The 21,154-nt window shown below is 38.5% G+C and carries 13 protein-coding genes; 2 read left to right on the forward strand and 11 right to left on the reverse strand.

Going from position 1 to position 21,154, the window contains the following annotated elements; genetic code table 11:
• Positions 1-16: 16 nt before the first annotated feature.
• The 3 genes from gap to TEPIRE1_RS09865 all read right to left on the reverse strand — a co-directional run bounded on the left by gap (position 17) and on the right by TEPIRE1_RS09865 (position 3,632).
• Entirely contained in the window at positions 17-1,030 is a 1,014-nt protein-coding gene (gene gap, locus TEPIRE1_RS09855; protein WP_013779027.1) for a type I glyceraldehyde-3-phosphate dehydrogenase, read from the reverse strand.
• Positions 1,031-1,337: 307 nt separating this feature from the next.
• A complete protein-coding gene (rpoN, locus tag TEPIRE1_RS09860) occupies positions 1,338-2,735 on the reverse strand; it encodes an RNA polymerase factor sigma-54 (protein WP_013779028.1) in 1,398 nt (465 codons plus the stop codon).
• 405 nt (positions 2,736-3,140) lie between these two features.
• A complete protein-coding gene (locus TEPIRE1_RS09865; protein ID WP_013779029.1) occupies positions 3,141-3,632 on the reverse strand; it encodes a general stress protein in 492 nt (163 codons plus the stop codon).
• A gap of 138 nt (positions 3,633-3,770) precedes the next feature.
• Between TEPIRE1_RS09865 and TEPIRE1_RS09870 the strand changes: the two genes are divergently transcribed.
• The gene (locus TEPIRE1_RS09870) at positions 3,771-4,352 is read left to right on the forward strand and encodes a hypothetical protein (RefSeq protein WP_013779030.1); all 582 of its coding nucleotides are present in this window, start codon (positions 3,771-3,773) and stop codon (positions 4,350-4,352) included.
• A gap of 92 nt (positions 4,353-4,444) precedes the next feature.
• Here the strand turns inward: TEPIRE1_RS09870 and TEPIRE1_RS09875 are convergent, their stop codons facing one another.
• From TEPIRE1_RS09875 to TEPIRE1_RS09900, 6 genes are all read right to left on the reverse strand, one after another.
• A complete protein-coding gene (locus TEPIRE1_RS09875) occupies positions 4,445-5,872 on the reverse strand; it encodes an FG-GAP-like repeat-containing protein (RefSeq protein WP_013779031.1) in 1,428 nt (475 codons plus the stop codon).
• 111 nt (positions 5,873-5,983) lie between these two features.
• Positions 5,984-6,997 carry an aspartate-semialdehyde dehydrogenase gene (locus TEPIRE1_RS09880; RefSeq protein WP_013779032.1) on the reverse strand — a complete coding sequence of 338 codons (1,014 nt, stop codon included), beginning with the start codon at positions 6,995-6,997 and terminating at the stop codon, positions 5,984-5,986.
• A gap of 380 nt (positions 6,998-7,377) precedes the next feature.
• Positions 7,378-8,562: an aspartate kinase gene (locus TEPIRE1_RS09885; RefSeq protein WP_013779033.1), complete on the reverse strand. Its 1,185-nt coding sequence runs from the start codon at positions 8,560-8,562 to the stop codon at positions 7,378-7,380.
• 11 nt (positions 8,563-8,573) lie between these two features.
• Entirely contained in the window at positions 8,574-9,587 is a 1,014-nt protein-coding gene (locus TEPIRE1_RS09890) for an aspartate-semialdehyde dehydrogenase (RefSeq protein ID WP_013779034.1), read from the reverse strand.
• Between the two features lie 200 nt (positions 9,588-9,787).
• The gene (locus TEPIRE1_RS09895) at positions 9,788-10,297 is read right to left on the reverse strand and encodes a gamma carbonic anhydrase family protein (RefSeq protein ID WP_013779035.1); all 510 of its coding nucleotides are present in this window, start codon (positions 10,295-10,297) and stop codon (positions 9,788-9,790) included.
• Positions 10,298-10,571: 274 nt separating this feature from the next.
• Positions 10,572-12,320 (reverse strand): IS1634 family transposase, encoded by a 1,749-nt coding sequence (locus TEPIRE1_RS09900; RefSeq protein ID WP_013778385.1) that lies wholly within the window; start codon positions 12,318-12,320, stop codon positions 10,572-10,574.
• Positions 12,321-12,733: 413 nt separating this feature from the next.
• Between TEPIRE1_RS09900 and TEPIRE1_RS09905 the strand changes: the two genes are divergently transcribed.
• Positions 12,734-16,153, forward strand: a complete 3,420-nt coding sequence (locus TEPIRE1_RS09905; protein ID WP_013779036.1) for a phosphodiester glycosidase family protein — start codon at positions 12,734-12,736, stop codon at positions 16,151-16,153.
• A 98-nt stretch (positions 16,154-16,251) separates the two neighbouring features.
• Here the strand turns inward: TEPIRE1_RS09905 and nifJ are convergent, their stop codons facing one another.
• Positions 16,252-19,776, reverse strand: coding sequence for a pyruvate:ferredoxin (flavodoxin) oxidoreductase (gene nifJ, locus TEPIRE1_RS09910; protein ID WP_013779037.1), 3,525 nt, complete (start codon positions 19,774-19,776; stop codon positions 16,252-16,254).
• Between the two features lie 451 nt (positions 19,777-20,227).
• On the reverse strand, positions 20,228-21,073 hold the full coding sequence (locus TEPIRE1_RS09915) for a DegV family protein (protein ID WP_013779038.1): 846 nt from the start codon (positions 21,071-21,073) through the stop codon (positions 20,228-20,230).
• Between the last annotated feature and the right edge of the window lie 81 nt (positions 21,074-21,154).

Raw genomic sequence — 21,154 nt, forward strand, 5'->3', positions numbered from 1 at the left:
CATGGTTCTTACACTCTTAGAATCCTTTAGCCGCTATATATTCAACAAGGTCCATGACTCTGTTTGAATAACCCCACTCATTATCATACCATGCAACAACCTTTACCATATCATCTTCGATCACCATTGTAGATAAGCCGTCAACAATGGATGAAAGTTCACATCCTTTGAAGTCCATAGATACCAGCGGTTCTTCGGTATATCCTAAGACACCTTTCATCTTGCCTTCCGCTGCTTGTTTCAAGGCTTCATTTATCTGTTCGACCGTTGCACTCTTGGAAAGTTGGCAGGTAAGATCTACAATAGAGACTGTGGGTGTGGGCACCCGAAGGGCAAATCCATTCAACTTGCCTTTGAGTTCAGGAATTACTAATGCCACTGCTTTTGCCGCACCTGTTGTAGTTGGAATTATATTTAGTGCAGCGGCCCGAGCTCTCCGAAGGTCCTTGTGTGGAAGATCCAAGATACGCTGGTCATTAGTATATGAGTGAATCGTGTTCATTAGACCTTTTTCAATTCCAAAGTTGTCCATGAGCACTTTAGCTACAGGTGCAAGACAGTTGGTAGTACATGAGGCGTTAGAGATTACATGATGCTCTTTTGGATTGTATTTTTCCTCATTAACTCCCATAACTATAGTAATATCCTCGCCTTTTGCAGGTGCACTGATGATAACCTTTTTAGCTTTACCCGCCTCAATATGGCCCACTGCCTTCTCTTTTGAAGTGAAAACGCCGGTAGACTCTACTACAATGTCTACTCCAAGATCACCCCAAGGAATATTAGTTAGATCTCGTTCCGCAAAAATTTTAATTTCTTTGTCATTCACTATTATGGAAGATTCCTTGGCCTCAACTTTAGCATCAAACGTTCCAAATACTGAATCATATTTTAGAAGATGTGCCAAAGTCTTTGTGTCGTAAAGGTCATTGATAGCTACTATATCAATTTCCGGATGTTTTGAGAATGCAGCCTTTAAGGCGTTTCTGCCTATGCGGCCAAATCCATTGATACCTACTTTGATAGACATAAAAAATTCCTCCTTAAATGATAATTTTTATGTATTTATTGATTGGAAAACTTAAAAAACTACTTCCCCTATTTAGGATTTACTTAACAGCTCGGATTTTATTCAAATTCACTGTAACTTTAAATATTTTGTTATAAAGGGTCAATTTATGTCCCTTGTGCATATTTATTGTCCCGAGCTTTCTAAAAAAATGGGTTTTTGTTTAGAACAAAAACACCTAATATAAGAATATTTAAAGGGAAATATTGCTGATATTATATTAACTAATTCAACAAAAAATCCCAAAATCCTTCTTCAAAAATCAATTTTAATATCTTTTTCTTTTTGTTGAAGATAATATGCCAATTTCTTCCCGATATTTAGACACTGTCCTTCGGGATATAGTGATTCCCTTCTCTTTCAATATATCTGCAATTTTCTGGTCACTTAAGGGATTGTAGGGGTCTTCTTCTTCAATCATTTCCTGCATCATTTTTTTGATACTTTCCGAAGAAGTAGTGGTACCGTTGACATTGTCAAGACCGCTTTGGAAGAAAAATTTTAATTCAAAAACCCCTCTGGGAGTCTGAACATATTTGCCGCTGATAGCTCTGGATACGGTAGATTCATGAACCCCCACCATATCGGCAATCTGCTTCATTGTAAGTGGCTTAAGATACATAAGGCCATTATCTAAAAAATCTTTTTGAACATCAGCAATAGATTGTATTACTTTATGAAGGGTTATGCGTCTTTGTTCAATGCTTTTTATAAGCCATAAAGCTGAATCGAGTCGATTAGATAAAAACTTTGCGATGTTCGATTCCTTATCTTCAGAAGTCAGCAGTGAACGGTAATAGGCGTTTATTGAGAGCCTTGGAGAAACAGTATCATTCATGATTACCAAGTATTCGCTGCCTACCTTTTCAATGACCGCATCTGGAATTATATAATGGACATCATTTGCAGACGTAAAATTTCTTCCTGGTTTGGGGTCAAGGGTAACTAAAATATCCTTTAAATTTTGAACTTCAGTCAAGCTGATATTCAATGCTTCGGCTATTCGTGGAAAGCGTGCTTCCGCAAGGTCTATCAGGTGATTTTTGACCAAATCCTTGATTTTGGGAGTATTAATACCTTTTTGCTCTATTTGTATAAGTAAACATTCGGTCAGATTTCTGGCTCCGACACCTGGCGGGTCAAATGATTGAATGATTTTCAATGCCTCTTCTACCTCATTTTCCCCTACTTTTAAAAGCCTGGCCACTTCTTTTATAGTTATTGCAAGATAGCCGTTTTTGTCTAAGTTGCCTATCAAAAACTCCCCAATTTTTAGAGCTGTCTTTGATACTGATGAAATATGCAGTTGCATCATCAGATGCTCTTGCAAAGAAGGCGTTGATGATACAAAATTTTCATACCCTACTCCTTCTTCTTTTCGCTCACGCTGCACTCTAATCGGAGTGCTGTTAGCTTCGTCTTGAAAATACTCATCCCAATCAATATTGTCGTCTTCCTTTTCTTCGACCTTTTCAGCTTCAGCAGTATCATCATTTTTAAAAATATCTTCATTTACATCTAGAAGCGGATTCTCTAAAAGCTGATTTTCTATATATTGGTCTAGCTCAAGAGTCGAAAGTTGCAAAATGGTTATAGCCTGCCGCAGCTCTGGAGTCATGACAAGCTTTTGGGTTTGTGATAGTTTCAGACTGAAATTCATCTGCATTTTTATACCCCCAAATATATGCCCTAAAATAAACTTTATACTTGCGGGCGGTCAGCGACCGCCACTACATAATATATATAAACTTTACTACATATGGAGCCTAAAAAAATTAAACATATATAAATAATTGTAAATAATATATTGACTATATAATTATATATATTTATATATTCTATAAGAACATTAATTTTCCCTCTTTTTTTCATGAGTTTTAAACAAATTTTATATTATGAAATATACTGTAATAAATTATCTAAATATGTCGAATCAATATTATTGTAACATAAAGTAAGTTAATTGAGAAGGTTATCGGAATAGGCAATAGTGTAAAATATAAAAAGCAAGGGAACTGGTTTCAGTTTCTCCTTGCTCTTATTGTTAATTACAAACATTTATTGGGTTATATTACTTTATATTAACATCGCTAGCACCATTTTGTCTGAAAATGTCAGCTGCCTTTTCGACTTTCTGTTCATGCGTCCTTACAGCGGCCAATATTTTCCCTTGTTTAATTTCATCTTCATAATGTTTACCCTGTTCTTCGGGTATTCCCCAATCGATAAGGCCTCCAGCCACACCACCTGTTGCTGCCCCCGACAGCAGCCCTGCAATTGGTCCTGCCGCGATAATAGGTCCGAAGCCCGGTATTGCCAAAGCACCTGCACCCATGGCAAGACCGGCAAGGCCGCCCAAAGCTCCGCCCGTAGCAGTGCCGCCGGCAATCGTACCCATATTTAAGGCAGTATCATCTTCACCGTTGCCACTATTTCGGTCGGCCTGTTTATCCTTTGCTACAATTGATATTTCGTTGGTATCATATCCGGATTTCCTAAGCTGTGCTACGGCTTTTTCAGCTTGATCATAATTATCAAATACTCCGATAACAGTTTTTACCATTTTTACGAGCATCCTCCTTGCGATGATTTTAGATCAATCTTATTCTATCCTTATTTCTTTTAAACTATTCTCTGCATGGTTAATACGAAAAAAGGGAATATTATTTAACGATGATTTCTATTTTCGAGGAGGAATTATATGACAGATAAAAAAGATGCCGCACAAAACAATAAATCAGACAAGGTTATGAATGAAATCAGCCAAGAATTAGGCACCAACACAGTCAACCGGATTCAGGAAATCGCCGATGAAACCCAGCGGCTAAAAAATACTCAATATCAAAATCCGCAGCATCAGCAGTTTTCACAAGAAATCAATTGTTTGGTAAATTCGGCTCGAGAACAGCAGATGTCGTCACAGCAGCAGCTTCAATCCACTCTCAATCAAGCTTCTACAAATCTTATCGACTCCGGACGCCTGGAAACCCTTTATGGTAATGCTCAAAGGCTTCAACAGGCAGCACAGTTAGGCATTTCAAATCTTCAAATAAATATAGAGCAGTATAAAACAATGATTGAACAGATGGAGAAGGACTGTCATCAGCAGCAAGTAGCCACTGATACACAAGTGGTCCAATCTTTGCAGCAAGCCATATCTTCTATGGCTCAAGCTCAAAATAGTCTACTCCAAAGTCAAGCAGTTGATAAAATGTTTGATTCAATAACAAAATGCCAAGATAGTCTTGCACAAATAGAACAGATTAATCAGCAAACCAAGTAATATGCGTTTTTTTGTCACACTCATTAGTAAAGCAGGTGGCCATTGGCCACCTGCTTTACTATAATAAATAGTCTCCGTATCCATCTTAGCTTTTATGGGTCATAACAAAATGGTACTAATTTTACAAGCATCTCAAACAATATTGTAACTTTCACCATCCTAGGGCTTACCGCACACACATTTATGTGCTCTACATTGAAATATACCAGAGCCTGCATACCTGGCGATGCGCCGCAAAGATGAATAAATTCCAAAAAAGGAATCCTCGCCTCAAAAAAGTGCACCGGCTGACTTGGTAAAGCAGCTACATAAAGAATCTTGGCAATAACTTCACCATCGACTATAATCTTGTCACACAGCACTCTTACTTCATCAATGCAAAATTTAGCCTTGGCTTCAACTCCGCGTTCCGCATCGGGTTTTCCGTCAGGTATAGTCACAGTATCCTGAATTATTGCTTGAACTTTTCCCATCCAAAGTTTGCCATGATGGCGGTCACGTCGGGCTTCGAATACATAAATATATCCATAAATGGTACCTACGACTATCTCGCCATAGCCTTGCTGATTCAATTCACCGGCTGCTACACAAAAGGCACCGTTAGGCACTGTCTGAGTCCATTCCAAAATAATTTTTCCGGATTTCCAACTGTAAATATAAACATTGCTTAAACAAATTACTACCAATTCTTTCTGCCCATCACCGTCAATATCATATATAGCCACATCCTTGATGCTTTGATCGTGGGCAGGGCTATCCCAAAATGTTTTATATGCGCCTCCCACATGATGCAGAACCCTGGCTTTACTGCCGGTACAATCTAGGACTATTTCGTGTTTTCCGTCCAAGTCAAAATCACCAACTGCAAGAAACGCCTTCCCGGCATCGGGAATATGGCTGCTCCACCTTTCACACCTCTGACCGCTTCTAAAAGACAGCACATATAGCATGCACCCCTGTGGCCCATGGGTTTTTACAATCACTTCAGGACAGCCATCGCCATCGGTATCCGCTGCCGCAACACAACAAACTTGATGCTTAAAAATCTCCGACTTTACAAGCACTAATCTTTCATCATAGCGAAATATGAGTATTTGAGGTTTACCTTTAACTACAGCTATAATCTCATATTTCCCATCTTTGTCTATATCCGCTACAGCTATGCTAACTACAGCTTCCCTTATTTGAGTACTTTCAGCAATCTTAATAAGTTGGCCTTTCAGCATCTTATATATATAAATACCACATGTTGTACCAACAATTATTTCATCAAGACCGTCCTTATCTATATCATGGCAACCTATCCAATGAGTATCATTATTGCCTAATGATACCTGAGCCAACTGGTGATAATTCTCATTTCTATACTGAAATACATACAAATTCGATTGCTGCCCTGATGATGCAGTAGTTCCTGCAATAATGTTCATTTTCCCAGAACCGGCCACATTTCCTAAAGCCACTCGAGATTCCTGTCCTAGGTCCTTACTTGCCCATTCTAGTTGGTATGCTTGCCTCATTTGCCTTTCCCTCCCCCGAACAAAAACTTTCACATAAAAATCAATTCTTCTTTATATCATATTCAAATGGGCGGGAAAAGGACTATCAAGCTTAATGCTTCAATAAAGATTCTATATTAGGGCATTATCCAACATACATTCAGCAATTTGCACAGCATTTAAGGCAGCACCCTTTCGCAAGTTATCAGCCACTATCCAAAGGTTTAATCCGTTATTTACAGAAAAATCTTCCCTAATCCTTCCTACAAATACCTCATCCTTCCCACATGCTTCATTAGGCAATGGATAGCGTTTCATTTGCGGGTCGTCTATTACCTTAATACCCGGTGCCTTTGAAAGAATTTCCCTTGCCATGTTAGCTGTAAGTTTTTTTTCAGTTTCGATATTCACGGATTCCGAATGACAATTTAGCACAGGAACCCTTACAGTAGTAGCTGTTACTCCAATACTATCATCATCCAGTATCTTTCTTGTTTCATATAGCATTTTCCATTCTTCAAGACTGTAACCTGTATCATCAAAAACATCTATATGCGGCAGTGTATTAAAAGCTATCGGATAAGGATATATTTCATTTTTGGGATTTTCACTATTTAGAATTGCCTTTATTTGTTCCTTTAATTCTTCAACGGCCTCAAGCCCTGTGCCTGATACGGCTTGGTAAGTAGAAACAACCACTCTCTTTATTCTTGCAGCATCGTGTATTGGCTTTAATACAATCACCATCTGAATCGTAGAACAGTTTGGATTAGCAATGATACCCTTATGTTTTTTGATATGTTCGGGATTGACCTCAGGAACAACCAGCGGTACCTCAGGATCCATCCTAAAAGCATTGCTGTTATCTATTACAACAGCTCCACGTTTAACAGCCTCTGGAGCAAGTTCTACACTTACAACTCTACCAGCAGAAAAAAGGGCTATATCTATACCCGCAAAGGAAGAAGGCATTGCCTCTTGCACTTTTATTTTTTCCCCATTAAATTCCACCGTATTGCCGTTGGATCTGGCCGAAGCCAGAGGTAGAATGTTTTTAACCGGAAAATTGCGCTCCTCTAGAATCTTCAATATTGTTTGACCTACTGCTCCTGTGGCTCCAACTACGGCTACATTGTATTTTTTCATTATCAGCACCCCTTAATATATTTTTTAATATTATGATATGAATATGCTATTCGGTGAGCAACGTTACTCATCATTTTATTATATGATGAATATTGTAATATAGTAACTGCTCAAAATCAATAGTTTTTAAAGATTTTTCTGTTAAAAACATAGTTGTAAATTTGTACGCCATATATGCACATTTGTATTCTTATAAGAAACATTAGCATAATATATTCGACATTATATTCGAATATCCTTTTTTTTAAATAATTTTGCTAGTTTGGATATTGCATGTGCACAACAAATCTGACACTATAATAATAAAAAAGCGGGCGGCCACGGGCCGCCCATACTATAATATTGATAATTAAACTAAAAAATGAATTTTTGCACCTGAATCAATTTTTACTAGAAAAATATTCATTAAAAATGATGCTTACAGCTTTTGATGCATTCTTACCTTTTATTATATACTTGCTGCAGTTGTTTGAATTTGCTGCAGCAACTATTTGCACGCCATTTTTTAAAAGCAAATTAGCAATGCTTTCCGTTAAAGCTTTAATGTTGATTGTTGATTTACAGATAACAGAAACCTTGGCCATATCATGACAAAATTCCGCACTGCTTTTTAGTTCTTTTGCAAGATTTGCAGCCATATCCTTTTTCTCTTCTTCGATTAAAATGATATTTTCTCCGACACTGCTTAAATATATTGAACTGTCACAACTGAGCTTAAGGAATTCTTTGATATCATCGCTGCTAAATTCATCTTCGCTTTCAAATTTGGCTGCGGTGAAACCACTTTGAGACGTAATGCCTGAGATAACAAGGTCGCTTTCTTCTGGCCCCACCAGGGTGCCATCTCCCTCATCAAAAGTAGATTTTATTCTCAAAGCCATGCCGAACTCTTTAGCAGCTCTAACTGCCCTTGGGTGGATAACTTTGGCACCGTTTTCAGCCATTGCAATAACTTCATCATAGGATATTTGCAAAATAAAAGGTGCTTCAGGGAGAACACGGGGGTCTGTCACAGCTATTCCGGGAACGTCTGTATAAATTTCCACCAAGTCCGCCTTTAAATACCCTCCCAATACTACTGCGGTAGTATCGCTGCCGCCTCGGCCCAATGTTGTAATCTCGCCTTTTTCCGTCTGACCTTGAAACCCTGCAACTACTACTACATTGCCTTCTTTTAACTTTTCAGTAATCGGTAAAGGGTCAACTCTTAATATCTCAGCATTTCCAAAATCCGCAGTTGTCAGTATCCCTGCCTGAAACCCGGTCATGGCTTCAGCTTTCACACCTTGAGCTTCTATGTAAGATGCCATAACGGCAGCCGAAATAATCTCACCGCAAGACATGATTAAGTCCTTTTTTTTCGGGCAAATCTCTCCTCCCTGAGCTTTTAAAAGATTTATCAATGTATCTGTAGCATATGGGTCACCTAAACGTCCCATGGCTGATACAACTACCACTACATCATAGCCCTTTTCCTTAGCTTTAAGAATATGATTTAGAACGGCTTTGCGATTTTCAGGGGATTTGACCGATGTACCCCCGAACTTTTGCACGATAATGGCCATTCATCTACCTCCTAAACTTTTTTATATTTAATCAGAGTTTCCGCAATCTGAACAGCATTCAATGCTGCTCCCTTTCTTAAATTATCAGCCACCACCCACATATTAAGTCCGTTTTTCACTGAAAAATCTTGCCGTATCCTTCCTACATATACTTCATCTGTTCCTTTAAGTTCCGCTGCTAAAGGGTATACATTAGCTGATATATCATCTATGACTTTAATGCTTGGGGCTTTGCTCAATACTTCTTTCGCCTCTTGTGCCTCGATAGGTTTTTCGGTTTCAATATTAATAGCTTCGGAGTGGCATCGAATTACCGGAATCCTCACTGCAGTGGGACTTACACGTATTTTTTCATCATGAAATATCTTATGGGTCTCATGAACCATCTTCATCTCTTCTTTAGTGTAAGCATTGTCCGTAAATGTGTCAATATGTGGAATTGCATTAAATGCTATTTGATGTGGGTATACTTTCACCTTGAGTTCTCGGTTTTCAATATATGCCCTGACTTGCTCTTCCAGCTCCAAAATACCCGGCAGCCCGCTGCCTGATACTGCTTGATATGTTGAAACTACAATTCTTTTGATTGTATACCTGTCATGCAGAGGCTTTAAAGCCACCAACATCTGAATAGTAGAACAATTGGGGTTTGCAATGATGCCCTCATGCCACATAACATCTTCTGGATTGACCTCAGGAATCACCAACGGCACTTTGGAATCCATTCGAAAGGCGTTACTGTTGTCAATAACAATGCACCCCTCTGAAACTGCTGCCGGTGCCAAATCGCAGCTTGCAGCCTCACCTGCCGAAAATAAAGCTATATCTAAATCTCCAAAAGCTCCTTCTTGGGCCACTTGAACCTCAACTTCTCTGCCGTTAAAATATACTTTTTTGCCCTCATTTTCCTTTACATCAAGCGGTTTAATATTTCCTACCGGAAAATCCCTTTGCTCTAAAATCTTCAGCATTTCCGTGCCTACAGCGCCCATGGCACCAACAACACCAACAGAGTATCTTTTCATTGTTGACCCTCCCAGATAAAATATTTTGTGTGATAAGTGTTCCAGTCTTAGTTTGTTGATAAAAATTGTCCTTATTACGTGGACATGTTGTAGCTTCATTATATTTTATCCGCAAATCACAGGTCAATACCATCTGTTACTTAGAACCATTCACAGGCTTTAAACTGTAGGCATTGAGCATTTATAAATATTAGAATAATTTATGCTTTATTTACATACTTCTCAGCCAACTTTGCATATTCTACCGCTCTGTTTTTGGTCATTTGTATGTATTCGTCGGACAAATGTCGTATAACTTTAGCAGGCGCACCTACAGCTAAAGAATATGGCGGTATTTCCTTACCTTCGATTACCAACGCCCCTGCACCAATTAATGCTCCTTCACCTATAACAGCTCCGTCAAGAATAATGGCACCCATCCCGATAAAAGCACTGTCTTTTATTATGCAGCCATGGGCAATTGCTCCATGCCCTATGGTAACATTATTGCCTATAATAGTGGGATAATCTTCAGCTACATGAACAATGCTGCCATCTTGTATATTTGTATAAGAACCTACTTCAATTGTATTGACATCCCCTCTTAGTATAGCACCATACCATATACTCGATTTTTCTTTGATAGTAACATTACCTATTATATCGGCAGTAGGAGCAATAAAGCATGTTTGGCAAATTTTAGGACTAAAATTTTCAAAGCTTCCTATCATAGATACTCGCCACCTTTTTAAAAATATTGTTATTATGGTAGAATATAGTATCTGAGCCAGCAGCAAACAGCATTTACTGTTTAGCCATGTTATGCTCTAAAAACCTGAACTATCATTATTATATAATAGCCATTTTAATATTACTACATTTTTGGCGGTGATGGAACATTTCTCATTTTTATGCGTCTAATATATAATCTCATCTTTGACAGTTGCGAGACAACAAAACTCTGGAACGCCTTGCAAATAAGGCATTTCAGAGTTTCTTGATTTTTTAAATTTTGCGTAATATCTTTTTCTTTTTCGTATCTTTTAATATTTTTTTCATTTCCCTTAAACTGACTATTTCAGTATCTGTTCTAAATCCAAATACTTCATGTAAGATATCTGTTAAGTCAGTCCTTGTGTATGTTGGAATATACCCTTCAGTAGGAATGTAATTGAAATCCATATTCCTTAAGCTATGAATTATCTCAGAGCTTGTAAATTCTTCGCTTAGATATTTTTCAAGATATCTATATATAACTATTGCAAGAAAACATGTAGTAAAATGTGCTTGTATTCTATCATCACGACTTAAATAAACAGGTCTAGCTTTGAATTCGCTTTTCATAATTCTAAAACATTCCTCTATTTCCCAACGTCTATGATTAATCTTTGTAATAATACTGGCATCTTCATCTAAGTTGGTACATACAGCATAAAACCCATCATACATTTCTTCTTTTGCTATTGCATCTTGATTTATACTATAGATTACTTTATCAGCTATTTCACCATCCTTTGTAACATTAGTGGATGATATGAATCGTTTAAAATCATTTTGATTTTTCTTATTAACACTCTTTGGTCTTTCTTCAATTAATTTAGAGGCACGTTCTAACTGTCTATTCCTAATCTGCCTTTGATAATCTCTGTATTTAAGAGAATATGTGACAATGAGTTTCTGTTCTAACCCATCCTCTTTAATCCAACGTTCCTTGTAAAAAGTCTTTGATTTATATTCTTCATAGTTGTCCTCATCTTTATCAAGTAGACTGATATCATATAATTTATTTACACCAGGAAGATGCCAGCCCGTAGGGTCAAGAGCCCACTGCTTTAAATATCTCTTTAATTTTTTAACTGATTGGGTTGTAATAAAAGCTCTATCCTTTTTATCATTAAATCTACGATTTTCTATTGAAGATAGTCCAGCATCTGTACAAACAATAAATTTTGATAGTTCAAAATCTTTAAGTATCTTTTCTTCTAAAGGCTTTAGTGTAATTTGTTCATTTGTGTTACCACTATGAATGTTAAATGCGAGAGGAATACCATCTCCATCCATGAATAGTCCCATTCCCACAATAGGATTAGGTTTATTCTCTTTACTAGGACCATATTGTTTAAAACCATCCTCTTGCTCTATTTCAAAAAAGTAATTAGTACAGTCATAGTAAAGAACATGGTCATTTCTCTTAAAAATAGATAAACTATTTTTGTAGAGCTCTGATTGAATAAAATCAGTTTCTTTAGCGATTACCTCTAATGCCCTATAAACATGTTGCAATTCGAAATCAGGTTGTTCAATCAAGCACTTTGATTCTTGATAGGTGTTAAGTTTTGAGGATGGAAAAAGAATTCTACCGTAAATTAACCTAGAAAGAATGGAATCAAGATTGTAAGTAAATTTATACTTAGTAGAAATATCTTTGCAAATTTTATGTAATCCCAACTGATGATATATTTGCTGTAAGAATAGATATCCACCATTGAAGGACCTTTGAACACCTTTTTCGATTCTCTTTGACTGGCTATACTTTACAATCACGTCTCTTTTTTGTTCTTTTTCTTTTTTGTTCAATTCTTTGATATATTCTTTAGCCCATTCAATAGGATCCTGACCATTTAATTTTTCTTCTAACTCTTTAACAGTACCAAGTTTTTCTACAACTCTAGTTGAATGTTTACCATTTTCGTAAATTGACTCTATTACATAAAGTGATGTAGAATTTTTAGATTTTGAAATAGATAATCTCATTATGAATTTTCCTCCTTCCCTTTAATTATAACATATTACTCAATATTACTCAATAAATATTTTTAAAAATTGACAAAAAAATAAAGCCTTTTCAATGGCTTTAGAGATTATTTTATTATTCAACTGTCAAAGACCCGACTGTTTAGCCATGTTATGCTCTAAAAACCTGAACTATCATTATTATATAATAGCCATTTTAATATTACTACATTTTTGGCGGTGATGGAACATTTCTCATTTTTATGCGTCTAATATATAATGGATATATGGTATAGTAGACTAGCAGGTTCTTATTTTTGAAAAAAAGTATGTGGCTTGCATAGAACAGCTATAGCTGTGGGGGATCAGAAGCAAGGAGGGATATTTGTAAAAACTTATTTATAAAAGTCATTTTAACATATGGAGGGAAATAAATGCTACATATAGCAAAAAAACATTGGAAAAATTATTTTATTCCTTTGCTTGTAACTATCCTCATTTTCACCGCGGCATTAATGCCTGCTTTTGCTCAGGAGATACTTCTATACCAAGCAAGTGATGGTTTTCCTGTAACAGGCGGTGTAACCTATGAAGAACAAACTTTGTTTACTTCTCTGGGCTGGCAAAAAATTCATATTTTAAGAGCTGACCTCACATCGGATAATGTAGATATTGATACCATTATAGGTAGTGAAGGTCTTTCCCCGCGTGCCGCCTTAAATAAAATGGTGCAGGATAACGGTGCTGTAGCCGGAATTAACGGAGACTTTTTTATTATGGCTACACCCTCGGCTCCAATAGGACCTCAGGTAAGTAACGGAAAGCTGGTTTCTTCGCCGTTAAATCTTCCGGGGATGTCCGCTATAGGTCTTACATTTGATAAGATTCCTGAAATATTACAAATGGAATTTTCCGGCCGGCTTATAGCTCCCGATCGCAGTTACTTTTTTGTAGATGGCGTAAATAAGATACGCGACAGCTATAATCATATTTTCGTGTATACACCTGACTTCGGAAAATCAACACCTAAACCCGGTGCCGGCGCACCTAATCTAACTTTTTTAACAGTAAAAGATAACCGTGTTGCAAACATTTCTGAAGGTCAAACCGCTGAAATTCCAACAGACGGTTTAGTGCTTATGGCTTGGGGTGATGGCGCCAATTTTATGAAAACACATTTTACCATAGGTGATCCGGTTGAACTAGATTTAACCATTACACCCGACATTTCAAATTTAAAGATGGCTCTCGGCGGTGGTGCTGTTTTAGTAGATAATGGCACAATACCAAAAACTTTTTCCCATAATATTGCCGGAACACATCCTCGAACTGCAATAGGTTTTACTGCAGATAAAAAGACCATGATAATGGTGGTGGTTGACGGCCGTCAAGCAAAGAGCCGCGGGATGACTCAGCAAGAATTAGCTGAGCTTATGTTAAAACTTGGTGCTCACTATGCGCTAAACCTGGATGGCGGCGGATCATCTACCATGGTAGCAAAACCTTTCTATGAATCTCAGACAAAAGTTGTCAATAGCGTATCCGAAGGTGTCCAAAGATTGATTACTAATGCCGTCGGAATCTTTTCAAAGGCTCCTTTAGGTCAAGTTCACGGTCTTAAAATAACCGCATCTTCCTTTAATATCGCTCAAGGCGGCCACAGGACTTTCGAGGTTAAGGCATACGATAAAAACTATAATCTCGTCGACTTCGACCCAGAACAGGTCAAATGGAGTGTTACCGGAGATATAGGTTATTTTGATGGTAATATGTTTACTGCCGAAAAGAGTGGGGCAGGCCAAGTTATTGCTACTTTAGGCGGTATTCAAGCTTCTGAAGATATAAGGGTTTTAAAAGACAGTGTAACACTTTCCGTAGAACCTTCAAAAGTTCAAGTAAATCCCGGTGCAAAGACTACCTTCAAGGTTTATGTGACTGATACAGATGGGTTTAAAACTCTATTGGACCCTGTCGATATTAAATGGGAAATAGTCGGTGACATTGGCTATATGAACGGTCTTGAATTTACTGCCGGGCAAGCTGCAGGCAGCGGTGCCGTAATTGCTGAGTTTTCCGGGCTAAAGGCCGGAGCATTGGTTCAAACCGGTTACTATAGTAATTTAGTAGATGATTTTGAAAGTATAGCGGAAAAATCGTTTAGTTCATATCCGGCCGATGTAAAAGGTTCTTTCGGCATTACTTCATCACCTGAACCGGTATATTCCGGTCAATCTTCCGGCAGGTTAGATTATGACTTTACAAGCGGAACTGCAACCAGGGCTGCTTATCTTGCTTTCGGAAGCAGCGGTAAAGCTCTTCCGTCAGGTTCTACCAAACTTAGATTATGGGTTTACGGTGAAAATCAGGGCGAATGGCTTAGAGCTGCTATCCAAGATGCTTCAGGCAAAGAAACCATCCTTGACCTTGCTAAAAATATAGACTGGGAAGGATGGAAGCAGATTGAGGTATCAATTCCATCCGGCAAGCAGCCTTTCACCTTAAAGACGATCTATGTTGTAGAAACAAATCCTGAAAAAAGCACTAAAGGAACCGTTTATTTTGATGAACTTACTGCCCTGATTGCCGGAAACTACGATGAATCACTTCTGCCTCAAACACCTATTTGGACTGATGCAGCCAATCAAAAAGGCAGCGGCTTTACCTTTGGAGTGGTAGGTACAAAGCCATTAACAGATAGTAGTCGAACGGATTATGATAAAACATTGTCTTTAGCCGCAAAAATTATAAACAAGTCAAATCCCAGCATAAGTATAGTAGCGGGCCAACCTTGGGCCGACGATAATTCGCTTAAAGAACAACTAGCAGATTTTAAAAATTATCGAATAAGCGGTAAGGGTTATTCGATGTTATCTGAAAAAGATGCCAATTTTATTTTCTTAGATGCAACAAAGGGCAGCCTTCGCTCAACAAACTACAATCAATGGATAAGCCTGCAAAAAGATTTGGCCTCCCTTGACAAGACAAAAACTCTTTTTATCATTATGGACAGAACTCCAGAAAGTTTTTCCGATTCTTTGGAAGGAGAATTGTTAAAAAAAGTCCTTACTGACTATGCCGAATCTTCCGGCTCCAATGTATGGGTTTTGAGCGGCGGCGGTGCGGCAGCATTTAGCAGCAAAGCGATAGATGGAGTTCATTATGTCTGTGTGCCCAGTATAAACTCACCTGAACCTGCTGTGGCAATATTTAATGTTTCCGGCGGAATTGTAAATTATCAAGTCATTCCGCTAGTTGAGCAGATTATATCTGAAACTTCAACGGTTAAAGCAGGTGTTGCCACCAATCTCAAGATTTACGGAATAAGTCCTACAGGCTGCAAAATACCTTTGGGTTATCCTTACGCCTGTGAATGGAAGGTTGCTTATGAAAAGCCTATAGGATTTGATACAAAAACCCTTGCTTTTAAAGCCGTAGATGCAGGCACTGCATCGGTTCAGGTTTCGGTAGGAGATATATCTAAATCCTTTCCGATTACAATTACCGATATTTCAGTGCTGGTAAACGGCAGGGAGGTTAACTTTCCTGATGAACTGCCTTATGTAAATCAAGACAGCAGAACCATGGTTCCGGTAAGATTTGTTTCCGAAAGTCTCGGAGCTAAGGTAAGTTGGGATAATGACAACAGAATGGTTATAATTGATAATGAAGATAAGATTATAAAATTAAAAATCGGAGAAAACAAGGCCGATATAAATGGCAAAACCGTAGTATTCGATACCAGTGCCATAATCCAGAACGGCAGGACAATGGTGCCGGTAAGATTTATCAGTGAAGCCCTTGGCGCAAAAGTCGGTTGGAATCAGGCAACCAAAACAGTGGAAATTGAATATTGAATTGGATATTGAGCATAGAGCAGCAAAAAAGCCCCCTGCCTATTAAATCAGGCAGGGGGCTTTTTGAATAATTTGGAACCGTCCCTAATTATTCCTAATTATTCAGCAAGCTTTTTATAGATTGCATATCGTTCTTTTGCATCCATTTCCGCTTTTTCAAAGAGTTTTTCAGCTCTTTCGGGGAATGTCTTTGTAAGAGAGGCATAACGGACTTCGCCCATCAAGAATTCTTTAAAGTCTGCTGTGGGCTCTTTAGAATCTAAAATAAACGGATTCTTTCCTTCATCTTTAAGCAGTGGATTATAGCGATACAGATGCCAATATCCGGCTTCTACAGCCTGTTTTTCGCGAAGCTGGCTTGCACCCATACCGGCCTTGATTCCATGGTTAATACATGGTGCATATGCAATAATCAAGGAAGGTCCTGGATAGTTTTCAGCCTCAATCAAAGCTTTAATAAGTTGGTTCTGGTTGGCACCCATGGCTACCTGAGCAACATACACATATCCATAGCTCATGGCTATGCGTCCAAGGTCTTTCTTCTTAGTATTCTTACCTGCAGCGGCAAATTGAGCTACAGCAGCAGTAGGCGTAGATTTGGATGACTGTCCGCCTGTATTGGAATATACTTCAGTATCAAAGACCAGAACATTTACATCTTCTCCTGAAGCCAATACATGGTCAAGACCACCGAATCCTATATCATAAGCCCACCCGTCTCCGCCGAAAATCCACTGAGATTTCTTCACCAGATACTCTTTTTTATCAAGGATTTCAGCCAGCAGTTTGCTTGCTTTTTCGTCATTGGTTTTGCATTTTTCAAGCAGCGGAATAATAGTAAGAGCAGCTTGTTTGGTAGTACGCACATCATTCATGTTGCTAAGCCATAAATTGAAAGCATCCTTTAACTCAGCCGGTATATCTAACTCTAAGGCTTCCTTCATCAATAAAGCTAATTTTTCTCTGGCCTGCTTTACTGCCAAATACATACCTAGGCCAAATTCAGCATTGTCTTCAAACAAGGAGTTTGCCCACGATGGTCCGTGTCCATGTTTATTAGTGCAGTAAGGTATTGATGGTGCACTGCCGCCCCATATGGAAGAACAACCGGTAGCATTAGCAATCATCATTCTGTCGCCAAACAACTGAGTAACTAATCTGGCATAGGGTGTCTCTCCACAGCCTGCACAGGCACCGGAAAATTCCAGCAATGGCTGTTCAAACTGACTTCCCTTCACAGTTTCAACATTCAAAGGATTATCCTTCTTTGAAAGTTCCATAGCATAATCCCAATGAGGAATCTGGTGTGATTGACTTTCCAAGGGTTTCATAATCAGTGATTTTTGCTTAGATGGACAAGTATTGGCACATACTCCGCAGCCGGTGCAATCCAAAGGACTTACTTGAATTCTAAAGCTTAATCCATCTAAACCGCGGCCTGTCGCTTTTTTCGATACAAAGCCTTCCGGTGCATTCTTAACTTCCTCTTCATTTAGTAGGAAAGGCCTTATGGCAGCATGTGGGCAAACAAATGCACACTGATTACACTGAATGCATGATTCAGCCTGCCATTCAGGAATATTTACCGCAATACCGCGCTTTTCATATTTAGTTGTGCCTACTGGGAAAGTGCCATCTTCGCGACCTACAAATGCACTTACCGGCAGTTTATCACCTTCTTGGCGATTCATTACATCAGCAACATTATTGATAAAGTCCGGAGCGTTAGATACGGCAGCAGCAGCCTCATCTGTCGCGTCGGCCCATGAATTAGGCACTTCCACTTTAGTCAATGCCTCAATGCCTTTGTCTACCGCTTGGTAGTTCATATTTACAATCTTTTCACCTTTATGACCGTAGGATTTTACTATAGCTTCCTTTAAATGTTTAACTGCTTCATCTAGCGGAATAATATTTGTGAGTTTGAAAAATGCCGCCTGCATTATCATATTGATTCTCCCGCCGAGGCCTATTTCCTGTGCAATATCCACAGCATTGATTATATAGAAATCTATATTATGCTTTGCCAAATAATTTTTGACAGAAGCAGGAAGTTTCTCATCAACCTCTTCTTTAGACCACTGACAGTTTAGAAGGAAAGTACCGCCGTCTTTAAGACCTGACAAGATGTCATATTTACCTATATATGCAGGGTTATGGCACGCAACAAAATCGGCCTTATCTATTAAATAGGTAGAGCGAATGGGTTTGTGCCCGAAACGCAGGTGCGAAATAGTTACTCCGCCGGATTTCTTGGAATCATAAGAAAAATAAGCCTGTGCATACATATCGGTATTGTCACCGATAATCTTAATAGCACTCTTGTTAGCCCCCACAGTACCATCTGAACCTAAACCCCAGAATTTGCAGCACTTGGTTCCTTCTGGAATAGTATCAATATATTCTCCTAATTGAAGGGATGTATTTGTTACATCATCTACAATACCAACAGTAAAGTGGTTTTTGGGTGCATCGGCTTTTAAGTTATCAAAGACCGCTTTGATTTGAGTTGGTGTAGTATCCTTAGAGCCGAGACCATAGCGACCACCTACAATTATCGGCCGGTTCTCATCGCTGATGTAAGTAGTACATACATCCTGATACAGCGGTTCACCCAAAGACCCAGGTTCCTTAGTCCTGTCGAGAACAGCTATTTTCTTAACGGTTTTAGGCATCTGAGCCAGAAAATGCTTTATCGAGAAGGGTCTGAACAAATGTACTTTCAGAACTCCCACCTTTTCTCCCTGTGCCATTAGGTAGTCTACTGTCTCATCAATTGTTTCACATACTGAACCCATAGCTACAATTACTCTCTCGGCTTCGGGGTGGCCATAGTAATTAAATAAATCATAATTACGCCCGGTCAGTTTGTTGATTTCTTTCATATATTCTTCTACTATCTGCGGAATAGCAAGATAGTAAGAATTGGCAGCTTCTTTAGCTTGGAAAAATATATCGGGGTTTTGAGCTGTGCCGCGAGCCACCGGGTTCTCCGGATTTAATGCTCTTTTTTTAAATTCCCGAACCGCATCATAGTCAACTAGTTTTGCCAGGTCTTTATAGTCGAGAACTTCTATTTTTTGTATTTCATGAGATGTTCTAAAACCATCAAAGAAATGTACAAAAGGCACTCTTCCTTTAATAGCAGCCAGATGTGCCACACCTGCTAAATCCATTACTTCTTGAACACTTCCGGAAGCCAGCATTGCAAATCCTGTCTGCCGGCATGCCATAACATCTGAATGGTCACCAAAAATAGACAGGGCATGTCCTGCAATTGCTCTAGCGGTAACATGAAATACACCGGGCAATAGCTCGCCTGCAATTTTATACATATTTGGAATCATAAGCAGCAATCCCTGGGATGCCGTAAATGTTGTGGTAAGTGCGCCTGCAGCAAGTGAGCCATGAACTGTACCTGCAGCACCACCTTCAGATTGCATTTCAACAACTTTAACTTCTTGCCCAAAAATATTCTTTCTTCCATGGGCGCTCCACTCATCAACATACTCTGCCATGGGCGAAGATGGGGTTATCGGATAGATTGCAGCTACTTCGGTAAATGCATATGCTACATGAGCAGCAGCATTATTACCATCCATGGATTTCATAACTTTTGCCATTGATTTTTCCTCTCCTTTGTTTTAATTAAACACATATGATATATGTAAGGCTCTTCAAGTTGCTTACCAATTGTGACAATTGGCACATTGCATGTGTTACAGCAGCACCAAGCAGAAGTTTATACTTGAAGATTTTTGATTTGTTTTTCTCAGCAACTGTTTTGAGCCTCAGTGCACAAACAGGAATAATTATATCATACTCTTTTTAATTTATCTACAAGGTTGAAATTGGGCGAGTATGATGCGAACCCTCCGGGATGGGCAGTATGCAGAGTTTTTGTGTTTATTGTATACTGCATTTCACACATAATATTAAATTCTACATATGTTCCTTAAAATCCTTCCTTTTATATAATATAAACACAAGAAAAACGACAGGTTAATACATAATTTTTCATGTATTTCTACCTGTCTTTGCACTTTTTTAATTTACGGCTTATATGCTTTACTTTTATACATTTTGAAAAAACAATGCAACTGTTCCCGGGCCTGAATGAGAACCTATTACAGGACCTATCCAAGATATCATAATATCTTTTACTCCAAATTCCTTTTTAACAGCTTCCTTAAGTTCCATAGCCAGCTCTTCATTATCTCCGTGGCTTATACCGATTAATTGATTTTCAGGATTTTTAGACCTTTGAGCCATAATTTCTATCATTCGCTTGACTATATTCCGACGGCCTCTGACATTTTCTAATGGGTGGATCGCCCCATCAACAAAATGCAAAACAGGTTTTACATTAAGAAGACCTCCTACAAAGGCCTGAGTTGCAGAAATCCTTCCCCCGCGTTTAAGATATTCTAGAGAATCCACCGTAAATATATGCTCCATATGTAATGCATAATGTTCTATCTCTTTGGCTATTTCTTGAGGCCCTTTCCCTTCTTTTGCCATCTGGGCGGCCTTTAGCACCACAAGCCCTAATCCTAAACTGGCACATTTAGTATCAATGATGATTACATCGTTGGTGTTCAGATTTTCCTTTGCAAGTAATGCTGACTCGTAACTGCTTGTAAGTTTTGAAGAAAGGCCTAAAACCAACGGCACCTTTTCTTGATTTATACACTCTTCAAAGCACCGCATATAGACTGGGACTGTTACTTGTGATGTTGTAGGTATGATTTCCCCTTTTCGAATAGAGTCGTAAAATTCTTTAAGTGTTAAATTTGAAATATCTGTACTAGGGTCATCTTTTAAGGACACGGGCATTGGCAAAACCTTTATGGGATACTCACTTATGGCTTCCTCCGGAAGATCGCAGGAGCTGTCAGTTACTATAACCACGTTTTCCATATAATATTTACCTCCAGGTTGTTCCATATAATACCACACTTATTCTATCATGTTAGTAATTCCTATGCAATAAGCTGTAAA

The sequence above is a fragment of the Tepidanaerobacter acetatoxydans Re1 genome (genome assembly GCF_000328765.2).
In the GTDB taxonomy this organism is placed as follows: Bacteria; Bacillota; Thermosediminibacteria; order Thermosediminibacterales; family Tepidanaerobacteraceae; genus Tepidanaerobacter; species Tepidanaerobacter acetatoxydans.

What these genes read in the sequence shown, in the direction of transcription:
- gap (WP_013779027.1), bottom strand. Translation starts at nt 1,030, where the DNA reads ATGTCTATCAAAGTAGGTATCAATGGATTTGGCCGCATAGGCAGAAAC.
- rpoN (WP_013779028.1), bottom strand. Translation starts at nt 2,735, where the DNA reads ATGCAGATGAATTTCAGTCTGAAACTATCACAAACCCAAAAGCTTGTC.
- TEPIRE1_RS09865 (WP_013779029.1), bottom strand. Translation starts at nt 3,632, where the DNA reads ATGGTAAAAACTGTTATCGGAGTATTTGATAATTATGATCAAGCTGAA.
- TEPIRE1_RS09870 (WP_013779030.1), top strand. Translation starts at nt 3,771, where the DNA reads ATGACAGATAAAAAAGATGCCGCACAAAACAATAAATCAGACAAGGTT.
- TEPIRE1_RS09875 (WP_013779031.1), bottom strand. Translation starts at nt 5,872, where the DNA reads ATGAGGCAAGCATACCAACTAGAATGGGCAAGTAAGGACCTAGGACAG.
- TEPIRE1_RS09880 (WP_013779032.1), bottom strand. Translation starts at nt 6,997, where the DNA reads ATGAAAAAATACAATGTAGCCGTAGTTGGAGCCACAGGAGCAGTAGGT.
- TEPIRE1_RS09885 (WP_013779033.1), bottom strand. Translation starts at nt 8,562, where the DNA reads ATGGCCATTATCGTGCAAAAGTTCGGGGGTACATCGGTCAAATCCCCT.
- TEPIRE1_RS09890 (WP_013779034.1), bottom strand. Translation starts at nt 9,587, where the DNA reads ATGAAAAGATACTCTGTTGGTGTTGTTGGTGCCATGGGCGCTGTAGGC.
- TEPIRE1_RS09895 (WP_013779035.1), bottom strand. Translation starts at nt 10,297, where the DNA reads ATGATAGGAAGCTTTGAAAATTTTAGTCCTAAAATTTGCCAAACATGC.
- TEPIRE1_RS09900 (WP_013778385.1), bottom strand. Translation starts at nt 12,320, where the DNA reads ATGAGATTATCTATTTCAAAATCTAAAAATTCTACATCACTTTATGTA.
- TEPIRE1_RS09905 (WP_013779036.1), top strand. Translation starts at nt 12,734, where the DNA reads ATGCTACATATAGCAAAAAAACATTGGAAAAATTATTTTATTCCTTTG.
- nifJ (WP_013779037.1), bottom strand. Translation starts at nt 19,776, where the DNA reads ATGGCAAAAGTTATGAAATCCATGGATGGTAATAATGCTGCTGCTCAT.
- TEPIRE1_RS09915 (WP_013779038.1), bottom strand. Translation starts at nt 21,073, where the DNA reads ATGGAAAACGTGGTTATAGTAACTGACAGCTCCTGCGATCTTCCGGAG.